Below are 16,212 nucleotides of genomic sequence, written 5' to 3' on the forward strand. Positions count from 1 at the left end.
GCCCGGGAGAATTCCCGGGCCCCTCGCTGTTCGAAACAGAGCGATCGATCGATCCGATCAGTCGTCGGATCAGCCGTCCGATCAGTCGGTCAGGTCCACCGAGCGCGCCGAGTTCGCGCCGATCTCGTCCGAGATCTCGGCCAGCACGGCCGGCGGCACGTTGTCGTCCACGGAGAGGACGACCAGCGCCTCGCCGCCCTCCTCCGCCCGCGAGACCTGCATCCCCGCGATGTTCAGCCCCGCCTCGCCGAGAATCCGGCCGACGGTGCCGACGACACCCGGACGGTCCTCGTACCGCAGGACGACCATGTGGTCGGCCAGGGACACGTCGACGTCGTACTCACCGATCGCGACGATCTTCTGCAGGTGCTTGGGACCCGCGAGCGTGCCGGAGACCGACACCTCCTCGCCGCCCGAGAGCGTGCCCCGCACGGTGACCACGTTGCGGTGGTCGGGCGACTCGCTCGACGTCGTGAGACGCACCTCGACGCCGCGCTCCTGCGCGAACAGCGGCGCGTTCACGTAACTCACGGTCTCGTCGACGACGTCCTCGAACACGCCCTTCAGCGCGGACAGTTCGAGCACCTTCACGTCGTGCTGCGTGATCTCGCCGTAGACCTCGACATCGAGGCGTACGGCGACCTCGCCCGCCAGCGCCGTGAAGATCCGGCCCAGCTTCTCGGCGAGCGGCAGACCCGGCCGTACGTCCTCGGCGATGACCCCGCCCTGGACGTTGACCGCGTCGGGCACCAGTTCACCGGCGAGCGCGAGCCGCACCGACCTGGCCACCGAGACGCCCGCCTTCTCCTGCGCCTCGTCCGTCGACGCGCCGAGGTGCGGGGTGCAGACGACCTGGTCGAACTGGAAGAGCGGGGAGTCCGTGCAGGGCTCCTTCGTGTACACGTCCAGTCCGGCGCCCGCGACGCGGCCCTCCTTGAGCGCGGAGGCCAGCGCCTCCTCGTCCACGATCCCGCCGCGCGCGGCGTTGACGATGCGCACCGTCGGCTTGACCTTGTGCAGCGCCTCGTCGCCGATCAGCCCGAGGGTCTCGGGGGTCTTCGGCAGGTGCACGGTGATGAAGTCCGACACCTCCAGCAGCTCGTCCAGCGAGAGCAGCTTGACGCCCATCTGCGCGGCGCGCGCGGGCTGTACGTACGGGTCGTACGCGACGATCTTCATCCCGAACGCCGACATGCGCTGCGCGACCAGGACACCGATACGGCCGAGTCCGACGACGCCGAGCGTCTTCTCGCTCAGCTCGACGCCCGTGTACTTGCTGCGCTTCCACTCGCCGTTCTTCAGGGCGGAGTTGGCCTGCGGGATGTTGCGCGCCGTGGCGACCAGCAGACCGCAGGCCAGCTCGGCCGCGGTCACGATGTTCGAGGTGGGCGCGTTGACGACCATCACGCCGGCCTTGGTGGCGGCGGAGACGTCGACGTTGTCGAGACCGACACCGGCGCGGGCGACGACCCTCAGCTTCTTCGCCGCGGCAACCGCCTCGGCGTCGACCTTGGTCGCGGAGCGGACGAGGATCGCGTCCACGTCGGCGATGGCGGGCAGCAGTTCGGCGCGGTCGGCACCGTTGCAGTGGCGGATCTCGAAGTCCGGACCGAGCGCGTCGACAGTGGCGGGCGACAGCTCTTCGGCGATGAGTACAACCGGCTTTTGATTGGAACGCGAGCTCACGTGGGTCCTCACAAGTCCATTGCGGACGGCCGTCCCGACGGCCGCAGGCGGCGGAGGGTGCCAGGCCCTGGTCCGGGCCTGATCGCGTGGAAGACGCACGACATTGTGGGCCTGACGCGGATGTATCCAGCAGTGTAGTGGTGCGGGCGACGGGGGTTTCCCGCCTCGGCGGGCAGATCACCCGTACGTGGTCGGCCCCGCCACAAGCGCTTACCGACGGCCGCGAAACACCCTTTGGGCGAGCGCCAACGCGGCCGATTCGACGACCGGTTCAACGACCGGTTCGACGACCGGTTCGACGACCGGTTCAACGACCGGTCGGACAACTGGTCGGACGACCGGTCCGGTGCCGGGTCCGACGCGCGGGCCCGGCACCGGGAACGTGTCAGACGTCGTCGTTGTCGACCCAGCTCATGAGCTTGCGCAGCTCACGGCCCGTGCTCTCCAGCAGCGAGTCGCTGTCGGCCTTCTTGTACTCGTTGTACTTCTTCAGACCGCCGTGGTACTCGTCCATCCAGTTCTGGGCGAACGTGCCGTCCTGGATCTCGGCGAGGACCTTCTTCATCTCGGCCTTGGTCTGGTCCGTGATGATCCGCGGGCCGGTGACGTAGTCGCCCCACTCGGCGGTCTCGGAGACCGACCAGCGCATCTTGTCCAGGCCGCCCTCGTACATCAGGTCCACGATCAGCTTCAGCTCGTGGAGGCACTCGAAGTACGCGATCTCCGGCTGGTAGCCGGCCTCGACCAGCGTCTCGAAGCCGGCCTTGACCAGCGCGGACGTACCGCCGCAGAGGACGACCTGCTCACCGAAGAGGTCGGTCTCGGCCTCCTCGCTGAAGGTCGTCTTGATGACGCCGGCGCGGGTGCCGCCGATGCCCTTCGCGTAGCTCAGCGCCAGCTCGAAGCCCTTGCCGGTGGCGTCCTGCTCGACGGCCGCGATACACGGCACGCCGCGGCCCTCCTCGTACTGACGGCGGACCAGGTGGCCGGGACCCTTCGGGGCGACCATCGCGACGTCGACGCCCGCGGGCGGCTTGATGAAGCCGAACCGGATGTTGAGGCCGTGGCCGAAGAACAGCGCGTCGCCGTCCTTCAGGTTGTCCTTGATGGACTCCTCGTAGACCTGCGCCTGGATCGGGTCCGGCACCAGGATCATGATGACGTCGGCCCAGGTGGCCGCCTCGGCGGGCGTCACCACGCGCAGGCCCTGCTCCTCGGCCTTCGCCTTCGACTTGGAACCCTCGTGCAGGCCGACCCGGACGTCGACACCCGAGTCACGGAGCGACAGCGCGTGGGCGTGGCCCTGGCTGCCGTAGCCGATGACCGCGACCTTGCGGCTCTGGATGATGGACAGGTCGGCATCGTCGTCGTAGAACAGCTCGGCCACTGGGTCTTCTCCTTGGTGTGCAAACTGACGTGTCGCTGTGTGCGCCCCACCGTACGGCGGGGCGGGTAAAGGGCGTCTCACGGTCTCGGCATACGAACCGGGATGCTGTACGGCTCCGAGGGCCGGGCTCCGCGCCGCGCCCGAAGGGCTTACGCGCTGCGGTCGAGCGCCCGCAGGCTGCGGTCCGTGATGGACCGCGCGCCGCGCCCTATGGCGATCGTGCCGGACTGGACAAGCTCCTTGATGCCGAACTGCTCCAGCATCTTGAGCATCGCGTCGAGCTTGTCACTCGATCCGGTGGCCTCGATGGTGACGGCGTCGGGTGAGACGTCCACGGTCTTGGCGCGGAAGAGCTGCACGATCTCGACGATCTGGGAGCGGGTCTCGTTGTCGGCGCGGACCTTCACCAGGACGAGCTCGCGCTGGATCGCGGCGCCGGGCTCGAGTTCGACGATCTTCAGGACGTTGATCAGCTTGTTGAGCTGCTTCGTCACCTGTTCGAGCGGCAGGTCCTCGACATTGACCACGATGGTGATGCGGGAGATGTCGGGGTGCTCGGTGACACCCACCGCCAGTGAGTCGATGTTGAAGCCGCGCCGGGAGAACAGCGCGGCGATCCTGGCCAGGATGCCGGGGGTGTTCTCCACCAGGACGGAGAGGGTGTGCTTGGAAGACATTTTCGTCGTTCTTTCTCTCGCTCTCGGCATCCGGCTCAGTCGTCCAGGCTGTCGCCGAAGTCGGGGCGCACACCCCGGGCGGCCAGGACCTCGTCGTTGGAGGTGCCCGCGGCCACCATCGGCCAGACCTGGGCGTCCTCGTGGACGATGAAGTCGACCACCACGGGGCGGTCGTTGATGGAGTTGGCCTTGGCGATCACGGCGTCCAGCTCGTCCGGGGACTCGCAGCGCATCGCGACACAGCCCATGGCCTCGGAAAGCTTCACGAAGTCCGGGATACGGGTGCCGCCGTTGGGCTTCGCGCCGTCCGCGGCCGATCCCTCGAAGGACCCGCCGGCGGCCACGTCGGGGCCGCTGTGCAGGACGGTGTTGGAGTAACGCTGGTTGTAGAAGAGGGTCTGCCACTGGCGGACCATGCCCAGCGCGCCGTTGTTGATGATCGCGACCTTGATGGGGATGTTGTTCAGGGCGCAGGTGACCAGTTCCTGATTGGTCATCTGGAAGCAGCCGTCGCCGTCGATCGCCCACACGGTGCGGTCGGGCTGCCCGGCCTTGGCGCCCATGGCGGCCGGGACCGCGTAGCCCATCGTGCCCGCGCCGCCGGAGTTGAGCCAGGTGGCGGGCTGCTCGTAGTCGATGAAGTGGGCGGCCCACATCTGGTGCTGGCCGACGCCCGCCGCGTAGATCGTGTCGTCCGGGGCGAGTTGGCCGATGCGCTGGATGACGTGCTGCGGGGAGAGACTGCCGTTCGCCGGCTGGTCGAAGCCGAGCGGGTACGTCTCGCGCCAGCGGCTGAGGTCGCGCCACCAGGCGCTGTAGTCACCGACGTTGCCCTCGGTGTGCTCGGCCTGGACCGCCTGGACGAGGTCGGCGAGGACCTCGCGGGCGTCGCCGACGATCGGCACGTCGGCGGCGCGGTTCTTGCCGATCTCGGCCGGGTCGACGTCGGCGTGGACGATCTTCGCGTACGGGGCGAAGCTGTCCAGCTTGCCGGTGACGCGGTCGTCGAAGCGGGCTCCGAGGGCGACGATCAGGTCGGCCTTCTGCAGCGCGGTGACGGCGGTGACCGCACCGTGCATGCCCGGCATTCCCACGTGCAGCGGGTGGCTGTCGGGGAACGCGCCCAGCGCCATCAGGGTGGTGGTGACGGGGGCGTTGGTGAGTTCGGCGAGAACGCGCAGTTCGGCGGTGGCGCCGGCCTTGATGACGCCGCCGCCGACGTACAGCACCGGCCGCTTGGCCTGGGTGATCAGCTTGGCGGCCTCGCGGATCTGCTTGGCGTGCGGCTTGGTGACGGGGCGGTAGCCGGGCAGTTCCTGGGTGGGCGGCCAGCTGAAGGTGGTCTTCGCCTGGAGGGCGTCCTTGGCGATGTCCACCAGGACGGGTCCCGGGCGGCCCGTGGAGGCGATGTGGAACGCCTCGGCGATGGTGCGCGGGATGTCCTCGGCCTTGGTGACCAGGAAGTTGTGCTTGGTGATCGGCATCGTGATGCCGCAGATGTCCGCCTCCTGGAAGGCGTCCGTGCCGATGGCCTTGCTCGCGACCTGGCCGGTGATCGCGACGAGCGGCACGGAGTCCATGTGCGCGTCGGCGATCGGGGTGACCAGGTTGGTGGCGCCGGGTCCCGAGGTGGCCATGCAGACACCGACCTTGCCGGTGGCCTGCGCGTAGCCGGTGGCCGCGTGGCCGGCGCCCTGTTCGTGGCGGACCAGGATGTGCCGGACCCGGGTGGAGTCCATCATCGGGTCGTAGGCGGGAAGGATGGCGCCGCCGGGGATGCCGAATACCGTCTCGGCCCCCACTTCCTCAAGAGAGCGAATGAGGGACTGCGCGCCCGTGACGTGCTCAACGGTGGCGGACGAGGGTCCGCCGTTACGGGCGCGCGGCGTCGGGTGGGCCCCGGTGGCCTGCTCGGTCATCGTCATTCTCTTCTCGAAGCTGAGGGTTTTTGCGGGGGTTTAGGCGGTGTCGGTGCAACAAAAAACCCCTCGTGCCGGGAGGCAGGCGAGGGGAGCGCGTCGGTGCGGTCTGCAGAGCCGGTGATGGGCACTGCTTCAGCCGACGCGCTGTCCAAGTACGAGAATTCGGGTGCGCATGGCATTGACCCTCCCTCTGACGCGCCACCACTGTCAAGTGGGTGGGACTGGCGTCTCAACATTTGAGCGCAGGGGCGGTCGGCCGCCGGGTCGGGGAATCATGTCGGGGGTGGCCGCGCGCGTACGGCGCACGGGCAGGGAGCCGCCGGACAGCACCGGCAGCGGGGCCGCGCCGGGGAGCGGGTAGTCGCCACGGATCAGGGCGCGGCGCAGCCGGTACTCGTCGAGGGGGCCGGAGAAGGCCATGCCCTGGCCGTGGGTGCAGCCCATGGCGCGGAGCGCGAGCACCTGTTCCGGTACGTCGACGCCGTCGGCCACGGAGACCATGCCCAGATCGCCGGCGATCCGGAGCAGCCCCGCCGTGATCTTGTGCAGTCTGGCGGACTCCACGACGCCCTCGACCAGCCCGCGGTCCAGTTTCAGTACGTCGACGGGGAGCCTGCGCAGTGCGTTGATCGCCGCGTAACCGCTGCCGAAGCCGTCCAGCGCGATCCGTACGCCGAGGCGCCGCAGTGCGACCAGGCGGTGCTCCAGCTCGTCCAGGGACGTACGGGGGTCGCTGTCGGCCAGCTCGATCAGCAGGGCGCCCGAGGGGAGCCCGTGGCGGGTCAGCAGGGCTTCGATGGAGCCGAGCGGCATCGACCGGTCGAGCAGTCTGCGGGCGGAGAGGCGGACGGTGACCGGCACCAGGTGGCCCGTCCGGCCGCGCTCGGCGGCCTGCTCGACGGCTTCTTCGAGCAGCCAGCGCCCTAACTCGGCGGTGCGGTCGTTGTCGTCGGCGACCCGTAAGAACTCGGCGGGCGTGAAGAGGATGCCCTGGGCGGAGCGCCAGCGGGCCTGGGCGGCGACGGCGGAGATCTGTCCGTTGGCCAGGTCCACCACGGGCTGGTGCAGCAGGGCGAACTCACCGTCGCGCAGGGCGGTGCGGAGCCTGACCGCCAGTTCGGTCCTGCGGACCACGTCGGCCTGCATCTGGGGCGCGTACAGCTCGACGCGGTCCTTGCCGCCGGCCTTGGCGCGGTACATGGCGAGGTCGGCGTTGCGCATGAGGTCGGTGGGGGTGATGCCGGGTTCGGCGAAGGCGACTCCGATGGAGGCGGCGACGCGGACATCGTTGCCTTCGATGCGGTACGGCTGCGAGAGCCTGAGGCGCAGCCGGTCGGCGATCTCGTGGACCTGGTACTCCCGGGCGGTCTGGTCGTCGGTGCCGTCGCCGAGGATGAGCGCGGCGAACTCGTCCCCGCCGAGGCGGGCGGCGGTGTCCCCGGCCCGTACCGAGTCCTGGAGGCGGCGGGCCGCGTGGATCAGCAGTTCGTCGCCGACCTGGTGGCCGAGGCGGTCGTTGACGCCCTTGAAGCCGTCGAGGTCGATGAAGAGCACCGCCGTGCCGGGGTCGCCCGCGCGGCGTCCGGAGAGGGACTGGCGGACCCTCTCGGTGAAGAGGGCGCGGTTGGGCAGGTCGGTGAGCGGGTCGTGCTCGGCGTTGTGCTGCAACTGGGCCTGGAGCCGTACGCGTTCGGTGACGTCGCGGCTGTTGAGGATCAGGCCGCCCTGGTGCCGGTTGACCGTGGACTCCACGTTCAGCCAGTCGCCGGAGCCCGATTTGAAGCGGCATTCGATGCGGGTGGTGGGCTCCTCCGTGGGAGGAGCGGCGAGGAAGCGGCGTACTTCGCGTTTGACCCGGCCGCGGTCGTCCGGGTGGATGATCGATTCCAGTGCGGCGCCGACGAGGCCGTCCGCCTCGCGTCCGTAGACGCCGACCGCCGCGGGGCTGACGTAGTCGAGGGTGCCTTCGGGCCCGGCGATCATGATGACGTCGCTCGAACCCTGGACCAGGGAGCGGAAGTGGTTCTCCTTCTGGGCCAGTTCATGGGTGAGCGCGATGTTGTCGACGAGCATGATGCCCTGCCGTACGACCAGGGCGAGGACGACCGTGCAGCCGGTGAGGACCACCACGCGGTCGACGCGGCGGCCCTCGATGACGTTGTACAGGATGCCCAGGGTGCACACGGCGGCGGCGAGATAGGGCGTGAGGGCGGCCAGGGAGCCCGCGATCGGCCTGCTGGGATGCCTGGGCGGGCGGGGGGCCCGCACCTGCGCGGGCGCGCTCTCGGCGGCCTTGCGGACGCCCCAGGGCGCGTAGGCGAGCAGCAGGGACCCGGCGAACCAGCCCGCGTCGAGCAGTTGGCCCGAGCGGTAGGTCTCCCGGAGCAGCGGGGAGGTGAACAGGGCGTCGCACAGGACCGTGAGGGCGAGGGCGGCGATGGCGGAGTTGATCGCCGTACGGCTGCCGGTCGAGCGCCGGAAGTGCAGGGCGAGCACCATGCTGACGAGCACGATGTCCAGCAGCGGATAGGCGAGGGAGAGCGCGGCGTGGGCGACGGTCTCGCCGTCGAAGTGCGTGGTGTGCGCGAGGGCCAGGCTCCAGGAGAGCGTGAGGAGCGAGCCGCCGATCAGCCAGGCGTCGAGGCCGAGACAGACCCAGCCGGCCTTGCTGACGGGGCGTTTGGCGAGGACGAGCAGGCCGACGATGGCGGGCGGCGCGAAGCAGAGGAAGAACAGGTCGGCGAGGGAGGGGCTCGGTACGGGGCGGTCGAGCACCACCTCGTACCAGCCCCAGACCGCGTTCCCCCCCGCGGCCATGGCGGAGGAGAGCGAGAAGAGCAGCCAGGCGGGCCGGAAGCGGCTGTCGTTGCCGCGGGCGTAGAGGAAGCAGGAGACGGCGGCGATGAGGGCGGCGATGCTCAGGCCGAAGTCGCCCATGAACAGGGCCACTTCGCGGGAGCCCCAGCCGAGGGCCGCGCCGGTGGCGTAACCGCCGCAGATGAGGGCGAGGAGGAGCTGTGCGAGGAGACCGGTGGGGCCTCCGCCGCCGTCGGTGCCACTGCCCGTACCGCTGCCGTCGCCCGGGGGCGTGCGGCGGCCGAGGATCGCCCCCGGGGCGGTCACGGGGTCACCTCGGGGGGTGTCGCCGTCACCGCCGACGCGCTGCGTCCTGGCGCCGGTGGGACAAGCGTCGGTGGGGTGCGCGTCGCCGAGAGGTGGGTCGGCCGGGGGTGGGTCGCCCGGGCCCGGCTCGTCTCGGTACGGGTCGTCGTGGCGCCGGGCGTCGCGGCCCGGGTCGTCTCGGCACGGGGCGTCGTCGCCCGGCCGTGCGTCGGTGGGTCCGAAGGCCGCCGTGGGCGGCCCTTCCGCGTCGGATCGTTCGTCCATCGGCAGTACATCGCCCGTCGCCCCCCTCGGATTCTGATCGCTCCGCCACGCCGTCCCTCGCACGACGCGGCCCCCAGATCGGGACGATACACCAGACTCGTCACTCAGGGACATAGTTCTTCTACTCTCCGTGACGAGCAGGGAGTTGTCGTTCCCGAGTGAGGATCGGCGGGGGCTCAGTCGGTGACGAGCACCTCGTTGCGCAGGGCTTCCCCCGCGGCGTAGCGGGTGAGTTGGTCGGCGAGCAGGCGCTTGGCGCGCGGCATGAAGGCCGAGGTGGATCCGCCCACGTGCGGGCTGATGAGGACACCCGGAGCATGCCAGAGAGGATGCCCCGGCGGGAGGGGTTCCGGATCTGTGACGTCCAGAGCGGCCTTGATCCTTCCGCTTTCCAGCTCGGCGAGGAGCGCCTTGGTGTCGGCGACCTGGCCGCGCGCGACGTTCACGAACAGCGCGCCGTCCTTCATACGGGCCAGGAACGCGGCGCCCGCCAGGCCCTTCGTCTCCTCGGTGAGCGGCGTCGACACGATCACGATGTCGGCCTCGGGGAGCAGTTCCGGCAGATCGGTGAGTGCGTGCACGGGACCGCGCTCGGTGGCACGGGCGGAGCGCGCCACGCGCGCCACCCGCGCACACTCGAAGGGCGCGAGCCGGTCCTCGATGGCGGCGCCGATCGAGCCGTATCCGACGATCAGCACGGACTTGTCGGCCAGCGCCGGGTAGAAGCCGGACTTCCACTCCTCGGCGTCCTGGCCCCGGACGAAGCCGGGGATGCCGCGCAGGGACGCGAGGACGAGTCCGACGGTGAGTTCGGCGGTGCTGGCCTCGTGGACGCCCTTGGCGTTGCAGAGGCGTACGCCGGAGGGCAGCGAGCCGAGGCCGGGCGCGACGTGGTCTATGCCGGCCGAGAGCGTCTGTACGACGCGTACGGAGGTCATCGCGGCGAGCGGCCGGAGCGCGATGTCCATTCCCTTCATGTACGGGACTACGTAGAAGGCGCAGTCGGCCGGATCGGCGGGATAGTCCGCGGCCCCGTCCCAGTGGCGGTAGTCCAGGCCCCCGGGGAGCCCTTCGATCTCGTCGGCGGGGATCGGCAGCCACACGTCTGAAGTCATGGTCAGGAGGCTATGCGAAGCCCATGGGGGTGTTGAAGGGCGTTCCGAGGACCGGAACACGGTCCGGCGTCGGGGTGTCGCGGCGCCGACGGGCCCATGAGGTTAGCTGGAGTGTGTCCGGGGGCGGTTCGTCCGGAGGGAGCGGGCGCGGGAAGAAGCGGGAGGGGCGGGGCAGTTGGAGCGCAGGGCGATCGGTGCGACGGCACTCACGGTGGGCGCCGTGGGACTCGGCTGTATGCCGATGAGTTGGGCCTACAGCGCCTCCGAGCAGCGGGGCGACCGTTCGTCGCGCACCGTGCACGCGGCGCTCGACGCCGGTACGACGCTGCTCGACACGGCCGACATGTACGGCCCGTTCACCAACGAGCTGCTGCTGGGTCGGGTGCTGAAGGAGCGGCGCGGCGACGCCTTCGTGTCCACCAAGTGCGGCCTGCTGGTGGGCGATCAGCACATCGTGGCCAACGGCCGTCCCGGCTATGTGCGCCGGGCGTGCGACGCGTCACTGCGCCGGCTGCGGACGGATGTGATCGACCTCTACCAGTTGCACCGGGCCGATCCGGAGGTGCCGGTCGAGGAGACGTGGGGTGCGATGGCGGAGCTGGTGGCGGCGGGGAAGGTGCGGGCCCTGGGGATGTGCGCGGTGGACGCCCGCGCGTCGCGCCGTACCGGCACGGATCGGTACGGGGCGACGATCCGGCTGCTGGAGCGGATGCAGCAGGTGTTTCCGGTGAGCGCGGTGGAGGCGGAGCTGTCGGTGTGGTCGCGGGAGGCGACGGAGCGGCTGCTGCCGTGGTGCGCGGCGCGGGGCGTCGGGTTCCTGGCGGCGATGCCGCTGGGAAGCGGCTATCTGACGGGCACGCTCACTCCCGGGCAGGGGTTCGAGCCGGACGACGTACGGGCCAGGCATCCCCGCTTCACCGCGGAGATGATGGCGTCGAACCAGCCGGTGGTGGCGGGGCTGCGGCGGGTCTCCGAGCGGCACGGGGCGACGCCGGCGCAGGTGGCGCTCGCGTGGGTGCTGGCGCGCGGCCCCGCGGTGGTGCCCGTTCCGGGGGCGAAGCGGGAGCGATGGGCGGTGGAGAACGCGGGGGCGGCGGGGCTGGCGTTGTCGGCGGCGGATCTGGCGGAGATCGCCGCGCTGCCCGCGGCGTGGGAGTCGTGGCACTGATACCGGGTCGATGGGAACCTGGACGGAGGCTGCGGTGTATGAAACGTAGAGACGCAGCCGTCGAAGGGATCAAGACCGTGCAACGTGCTCCAGTGACGGCCGTGTTGGCCGCAGCGGCGCTATTCGTGGTGACCGCGTGCTCGTCCTCCGACGGCACGCCGAAGTCCGAGGGCCCGGCGGGTTCCCCGTCCGCGTCGGTGTCCGCCGGTTCGACGCCCCCGGACGACGAGGCGGCGCCGTCGGCGCCGCCCGCCAAGGGCTCGGCGAAGGTGGTGTCCACGCTGACCGAGGGCCTCAAGTCGCCGTGGGGCATGGCGGCGCTGCCCGAGGGCGATCTGCTGGTCTCCTCGCGCGACGAGGGGACGATCACGCGGGTCGACTCGGAGAGCGGCGAGAAGACCGAGGTGGGCGAGGTGGCCGGGGTCTCCCCCGGTGGCGAGGGCGGTCTGCTGGGCCTGGCGATCTCCCCGTCGTTCGCCTCGGACACCTATGTGTACGCGTACTTCACGACGGTCTCGGACAATCGCATCGCCCGCATGCTCTACGACCCGGAGCGACCGGTGGGCCGGCAGTTGGGCGCGCCCGACACGATCCTGCGGGGCATCCCGAAGGGCACCATCCACAACGGCGGCCGGATCGCCTTCGGCCCCGACAAGATGCTCTACGCGGGCACGGGCGAGACGGGTGAGACGGGTCTCGCGCAGGACAAGGAGTCCCTGGGCGGGAAGATCCTGCGGATGACTCCGGACGGGCAGCCCGTGCACGGCAATCCCGAGGCGGACTCGGTGGTGTACACGTACGGGCACCGCAATGTGCAGGGCCTCGCCTGGGACGCCGAGAAGCGGCTGTGGGCGTCGGAGTTCGGCCAGAACACGTGGGACGAGCTGAATCTGATCGAGCCGGGGAAGAACTACGGCTGGCCGGAGGCCGAGGGCAAGGCCGGGAAGCCGGGCTTCGTCGATCCGGTGGAGGAGTGGCGGACGAGCGACGCGTCGCCGAGCGGTATCGCCTACGCCAAGGGGTCCATCTGGATGGCCGCCCTGCGCGGCGAGCGGCTCTGGCGGATCCCCCTGGCCGGGGTGAAACCGTCGGCCGCCGCCCAGGCTTTCCTGGAGGGCGACTACGGCCGGCTGCGTACGGTGCTGGCGACCGGGGACGGGGCGCTCTGGCTGCTGACCAGCAACACGGACGGCCGGGCGACCCCGAAGGCGGGAGACGACAAGATCCTTCGGGTGGATGTGACGTAGCGGTGGTGGCATGACGCCGGTGGGCGGGGCGGCGGCTCTCGTCGCCCACCCCCACTCCCGGCCGACGGGCCGCTGTGCCGCCGGCCGACGGCACGGCGGCGCCACCGACCCGGATGAGCGCGACAGGCCCTAGGAGTGCGTGGGCTCCAGGTCGTTGAAGAGGTGCAGGCGGTGGGTCATCGCCGCCGCCTCCGTGCGGCCCGAGACGCCGAGCTTGGCCAGGATGTTGGAGACGTGCACGCTCGCCGTCTTGGGTGAGATGTACAGCTCCTCCGCGATCTGGCGGTTGCTGCGGCCCTCGGCGACGCGGCGCAGGACGTCCTGTTCGCGGGGGGTCAGGCCCAGTGAGCCGAGGGCGTCCGCCTCGGAGGCGGGCGCCGGGGCGAGCCGTGGAGTCGTGGCGAGGCTGATCCGCGCCCGGCCGGCGAGGAGTTCGATCTGCTCCACCAGAAGCCGGGCGCCGAGCCTCTTCGCCGTGGTGTGGGCCTGAACGAGGAGTTCCGCGGCCTGTTCCCGGTCGGCGGACGCCGCGAGGAGGTCCGCCGCCCAGCGATGGCGGGTGTCGGCGAGTTCGTACGGCCGCCGCAGCGCCTCGAACGCCGCCACGGCGCGGGCCCACAGCTTCGGGGCGACGATGCCGTCGGCGCGGGCGAGTTCGGCTTCGAGCAGCAGGTCGTACGCCTGCCAGACCGGGACGATCGCGGGCAGTCGCTTCGCGTGGTCGCGGACGGTCGCCAGGATCGCCTCCCGGCCCTCGTCGGCCTCCGGCAGTCCGCGCGCGTCCGCCTCCATCCCGGCGGCCGAGCAGAGCAGCGGCAGCGCGTACCGCTGCATGCCCGGCGGGAAGCCCTGCGCGGCGACCTGCTCGAACTCGGCGCGGGCCTCCGCGAGTCGCCCCTGCCGCGCGGCGCTGACCATCGCCAGCCTGGCCGGTGCGATGACGTGCTGCGGCTGCGGGTCGTGCGGACCGAAGACCGCGCGGGCCAGTGTCACCTGGCTCTCGGCCTCCGCGGCGTCCCCGCACGCGAGGGCGAGCATCGCGCGCCGTACGGCCACCAGGGCGCGGGCCTTGGGGGCGTACGCGATCTGGGCGGCCTCGTCGATGGCCGACCGCGCCTCGGTCCAGCGGCCGAGCGAGAAGAGGGACTCGCTCAGGTTGACCCGGACCCAGGCTTCCTTGTCGGACATGCCCCGCTGGTGGCAGAGGGTGATGCCGAGTTCGGCGGCGGTCACCGCCTCCTCGGAGCGGCCCACGCCCTCCAGCGTGGAAGGCAGGTTGATGCTGATGCGGCCGAGCATGCCGAGCGTGCCGTCGCCGCCGAGTTCGAAGACCCGGTCCCGTACCGCGTACATCTCGGCGAGACCCTCCTCGATGGATCCCGACTCGGTGGTGAGCCAGCCGCGGGTGTGTCTGGCGTTCAGTTCGATGTTCTCGGCGCCGACGAGGCGCGCGTACTCCACGGCGCGGTCGGCGGCGGCGAGGCTGTTGGGGCCCGGCCGGTGCAGGGCGCCCCAGCTCGCGACGTCGGAGAGCACCGAGGCGTGCACGGCGGACGGCGGCAGGCCGAGCACCAGGTCCTGCGCGGTGGCCAGTTCGTGCCAGCCGTCGCCGCGTGTCAGCTCCTGCACCAGCCGTGAGCGCTGGGTCCAGAACCAGGCGGCGCGCAGCGGGTCGTCCACCTTCTCCAGCACCCGCATGGCCTTCTTGGACAGCGCCAGGGCCCGTTCGCGGTCGCCGCCGGAGCGTGCCGCGACGGTCGCCTCGGCCAGCAGGTCGAGATAGCGCAGCGGGCCGCTCGGGCCTTCGGCGGTGAGCGGGTAGACCTCGGTGTCGTCCGGGGGCCTGAGGTGGGCCCGTACGTCCTCGGGCGCGGCGTCCCACAGCTCCATGGCGCGCTCCAGCAGCCGCAGTTGCTCGGCGTGGGCGTAGCGCCGGCGGGCCTCGACGGAGGCGAGCAGGACGACGGGCAGGGCTTTGGCCGCGTCGTGCGCGTAGTACCAGTAGCTGGCGAGGCGGGTGGTGCACTCGTCGCCCCGTACGAGGGTGGGGTCGGCCTCCAGGGCCTCGGCGAGGTGGCGGTTGAGCCGGGAGCGTTCGCCGGGGAGCAGGTCGTCGCTGATGGCCTCGCGGACGAGCGAGTGCCGGAAGCGGTAGCCGTCGCCGTCCGCCGTGGTGAGGAGGATGTTCGCGCCGACGGCCGCCCGCAACGCCTCGATCAGGTCGTCCTCGGAGAGCTGTGCGACGGCCAGCAGCAGGGGGAACTCGACGGAGGCGCCGCCCTCGGCGACGATCCGGACCACCCGCTGGGCGTTCTCCGGCAGCGTCTCGACGCGGACGAGCAGCAGGTCGCGCAGTGAGTCGGTGAGTCCGGAACGGCAGCCGGTCTCGACGGCGACGGCCAGTTCCTCCACGAAGAACGCGTTGCCGTCGGAGCGGCCGAAGATCTCGTCGACGAGCTGGGGCGCCGGCTCGTCCCCGAAGATGCCGCGCAGTTGCCCCCGGACCTCGGCGCGGCTGAAGCGGGACAGCTCGACCCGGCGGACCGTGCGCAGCCGGTCCAGCTCCGCGAGGAGCGGGCGCAGCGGGTGCCTGCGGTGGATGTCGTCGGCGCGGTAGCTGGCGATGACGAGGAGCCGGCCGCGGCGCAGCGTACGGAAGAGATAGGCGAGCAGGTGGCGGGTGGAGGCGTCCGCCCAGTGCAGATCCTCCAGGATGAGGACGACCGTGCGGTCGGCGGCGACGCGCTCCAGCAGCCTGACGGTGAGTTCGAAGAGGCTGGCCGTGCCGTGCTCGCCCAGGGCGCCGCTCATGGAGGGGCCCAACTCGGGCAGGATCCTGGCCAGTTCGCCTTCCTGGCCCTCGGCGGCGGCGGCGATCTCCTCGGGCAAGAGCCGCCGCAGGCCGCGCAGCGCCGCGGAGAAGGGCGCGAAAGGCAGTCCGTCGCCGCCGATCTCGACACAGCCGCCGACCGCGACGACCGCCTTGTCGCGGCAGGCCACCGAGATCAGCTCCTCGATGAGCCGGGTCTTGCCGACTCCCGCCTCACCGGCGACGAGCAGCGCCTGTGGCTCGCCCGCGGCGGCGCGGGCGAGCGCATCGGTGAGTACGGTCAGCTCGCCGTCGCGACCGACGAACACCGGGCTGACTGACTTGGTCTCCACAGCTCCGAGCATCGCACAGGGGTACGACAGTGCGGCACTCGTTATCGCGGGCGCCGCAGGTACCGGTGGCACCTGCGGCGATCGCGGATCCGACTTCTTCAGGAGGTCGGGGCGGGCGGTCATCTCCGTAACCCCGTCACGCCGCGCTCACGAACCGGTTGCGGAGCGATTCCACCCGCCCCTCGCCCTCGTTGCGGGCGTTGCGCGCGGCTTCCTTGCGGGCCTTGCGGACCGTGCGGATCAGCCGCCGGCTGTCGGCCTCACGGATCAGCTCGGCCGCCCGCATCTGGTGCATCTCGTACTCGAACATGTCGACTCCCCTGTCACGAAGTGTTGCGGCGTCCTGCGATGCCTCAACATTCGTCTCCCAGGGGGTGCGCACGCATCGGGCGTGTGCCGCATCTTCGCGACGCGGGCGCCTTAGGCGGACGGACCGGGGGCCGGGCGGGACCCTAAGGCCC

At 71.1% G+C, this 16,212-nt stretch carries 10 protein-coding genes; 2 read left to right on the forward strand and 8 right to left on the reverse strand.

Annotated elements, in window-relative coordinates:
• Nucleotides 1-81: 81 nt before the first annotated feature.
• The 6 genes from serA to ACFUN8_RS32575 all read right to left on the reverse strand — a co-directional run bounded on the left by serA (nt 82) and on the right by ACFUN8_RS32575 (nt 10,174).
• On the reverse strand, nt 82-1,686 hold the full coding sequence (serA, locus tag ACFUN8_RS32550; RefSeq protein WP_383645640.1) for a phosphoglycerate dehydrogenase: 1,605 nt from the start codon (nt 1,684-1,686) through the stop codon (nt 82-84).
• Between the two features lie 385 nt (nt 1,687-2,071).
• On the reverse strand, nt 2,072-3,073 hold the full coding sequence (gene ilvC / locus ACFUN8_RS32555) for a ketol-acid reductoisomerase (RefSeq protein ID WP_382568834.1): 1,002 nt from the start codon (nt 3,071-3,073) through the stop codon (nt 2,072-2,074).
• Between the two features lie 149 nt (nt 3,074-3,222).
• Nucleotides 3,223-3,750 carry an acetolactate synthase small subunit gene (gene ilvN / locus ACFUN8_RS32560; RefSeq protein WP_023538455.1) on the reverse strand — a complete coding sequence of 176 codons (528 nt, stop codon included), beginning with the start codon at nt 3,748-3,750 and terminating at the stop codon, nt 3,223-3,225.
• Nucleotides 3,751-3,785: 35 nt separating this feature from the next.
• Nucleotides 3,786-5,669 (reverse strand): acetolactate synthase large subunit, encoded by a 1,884-nt coding sequence (locus ACFUN8_RS32565; protein WP_383645644.1) that lies wholly within the window; start codon nt 5,667-5,669, stop codon nt 3,786-3,788.
• A 210-nt stretch (nt 5,670-5,879) separates the two neighbouring features.
• Nucleotides 5,880-8,795 (reverse strand): putative bifunctional diguanylate cyclase/phosphodiesterase, encoded by a 2,916-nt coding sequence (locus ACFUN8_RS32570; RefSeq protein WP_383645646.1) that lies wholly within the window; start codon nt 8,793-8,795, stop codon nt 5,880-5,882.
• Between the two features lie 440 nt (nt 8,796-9,235).
• Entirely contained in the window at nt 9,236-10,174 is a 939-nt protein-coding gene (locus ACFUN8_RS32575) for a 2-hydroxyacid dehydrogenase (RefSeq protein WP_383645649.1), read from the reverse strand.
• A gap of 175 nt (nt 10,175-10,349) precedes the next feature.
• Between ACFUN8_RS32575 and ACFUN8_RS32580 the strand changes: the two genes are divergently transcribed.
• Together ACFUN8_RS32580 and ACFUN8_RS32585 are read left to right on the forward strand one after the other, a co-directional pair.
• On the forward strand, nt 10,350-11,342 hold the full coding sequence (locus ACFUN8_RS32580) for an aldo/keto reductase (protein WP_383645651.1): 993 nt from the start codon (nt 10,350-10,352) through the stop codon (nt 11,340-11,342).
• Nucleotides 11,343-11,380: 38 nt separating this feature from the next.
• A complete protein-coding gene (locus tag ACFUN8_RS32585; protein ID WP_383645653.1) occupies nt 11,381-12,589 on the forward strand; it encodes a PQQ-dependent sugar dehydrogenase in 1,209 nt (402 codons plus the stop codon).
• 129 nt (nt 12,590-12,718) lie between these two features.
• On the opposite strand, the gene ACFUN8_RS32590 is transcribed toward ACFUN8_RS32585, so the two are convergent.
• Nucleotides 12,719-15,763, reverse strand: coding sequence for an AAA family ATPase (locus ACFUN8_RS32590; RefSeq protein WP_383645656.1), 3,045 nt, complete (start codon nt 15,761-15,763; stop codon nt 12,719-12,721).
• A 124-nt stretch (nt 15,764-15,887) separates the two neighbouring features.
• Nucleotides 15,888-16,061, reverse strand: a complete 174-nt coding sequence (locus ACFUN8_RS32595; protein ID WP_383645659.1) for a hypothetical protein — start codon at nt 16,059-16,061, stop codon at nt 15,888-15,890.
• Nucleotides 16,062-16,212: the final 151 nt, after the last annotated feature.

Source organism: Streptomyces sp. NPDC057307 (assembly GCF_042667665.1).
Taxonomy (GTDB): Bacteria; Actinomycetota; Actinomycetes; order Streptomycetales; family Streptomycetaceae; genus Streptomyces.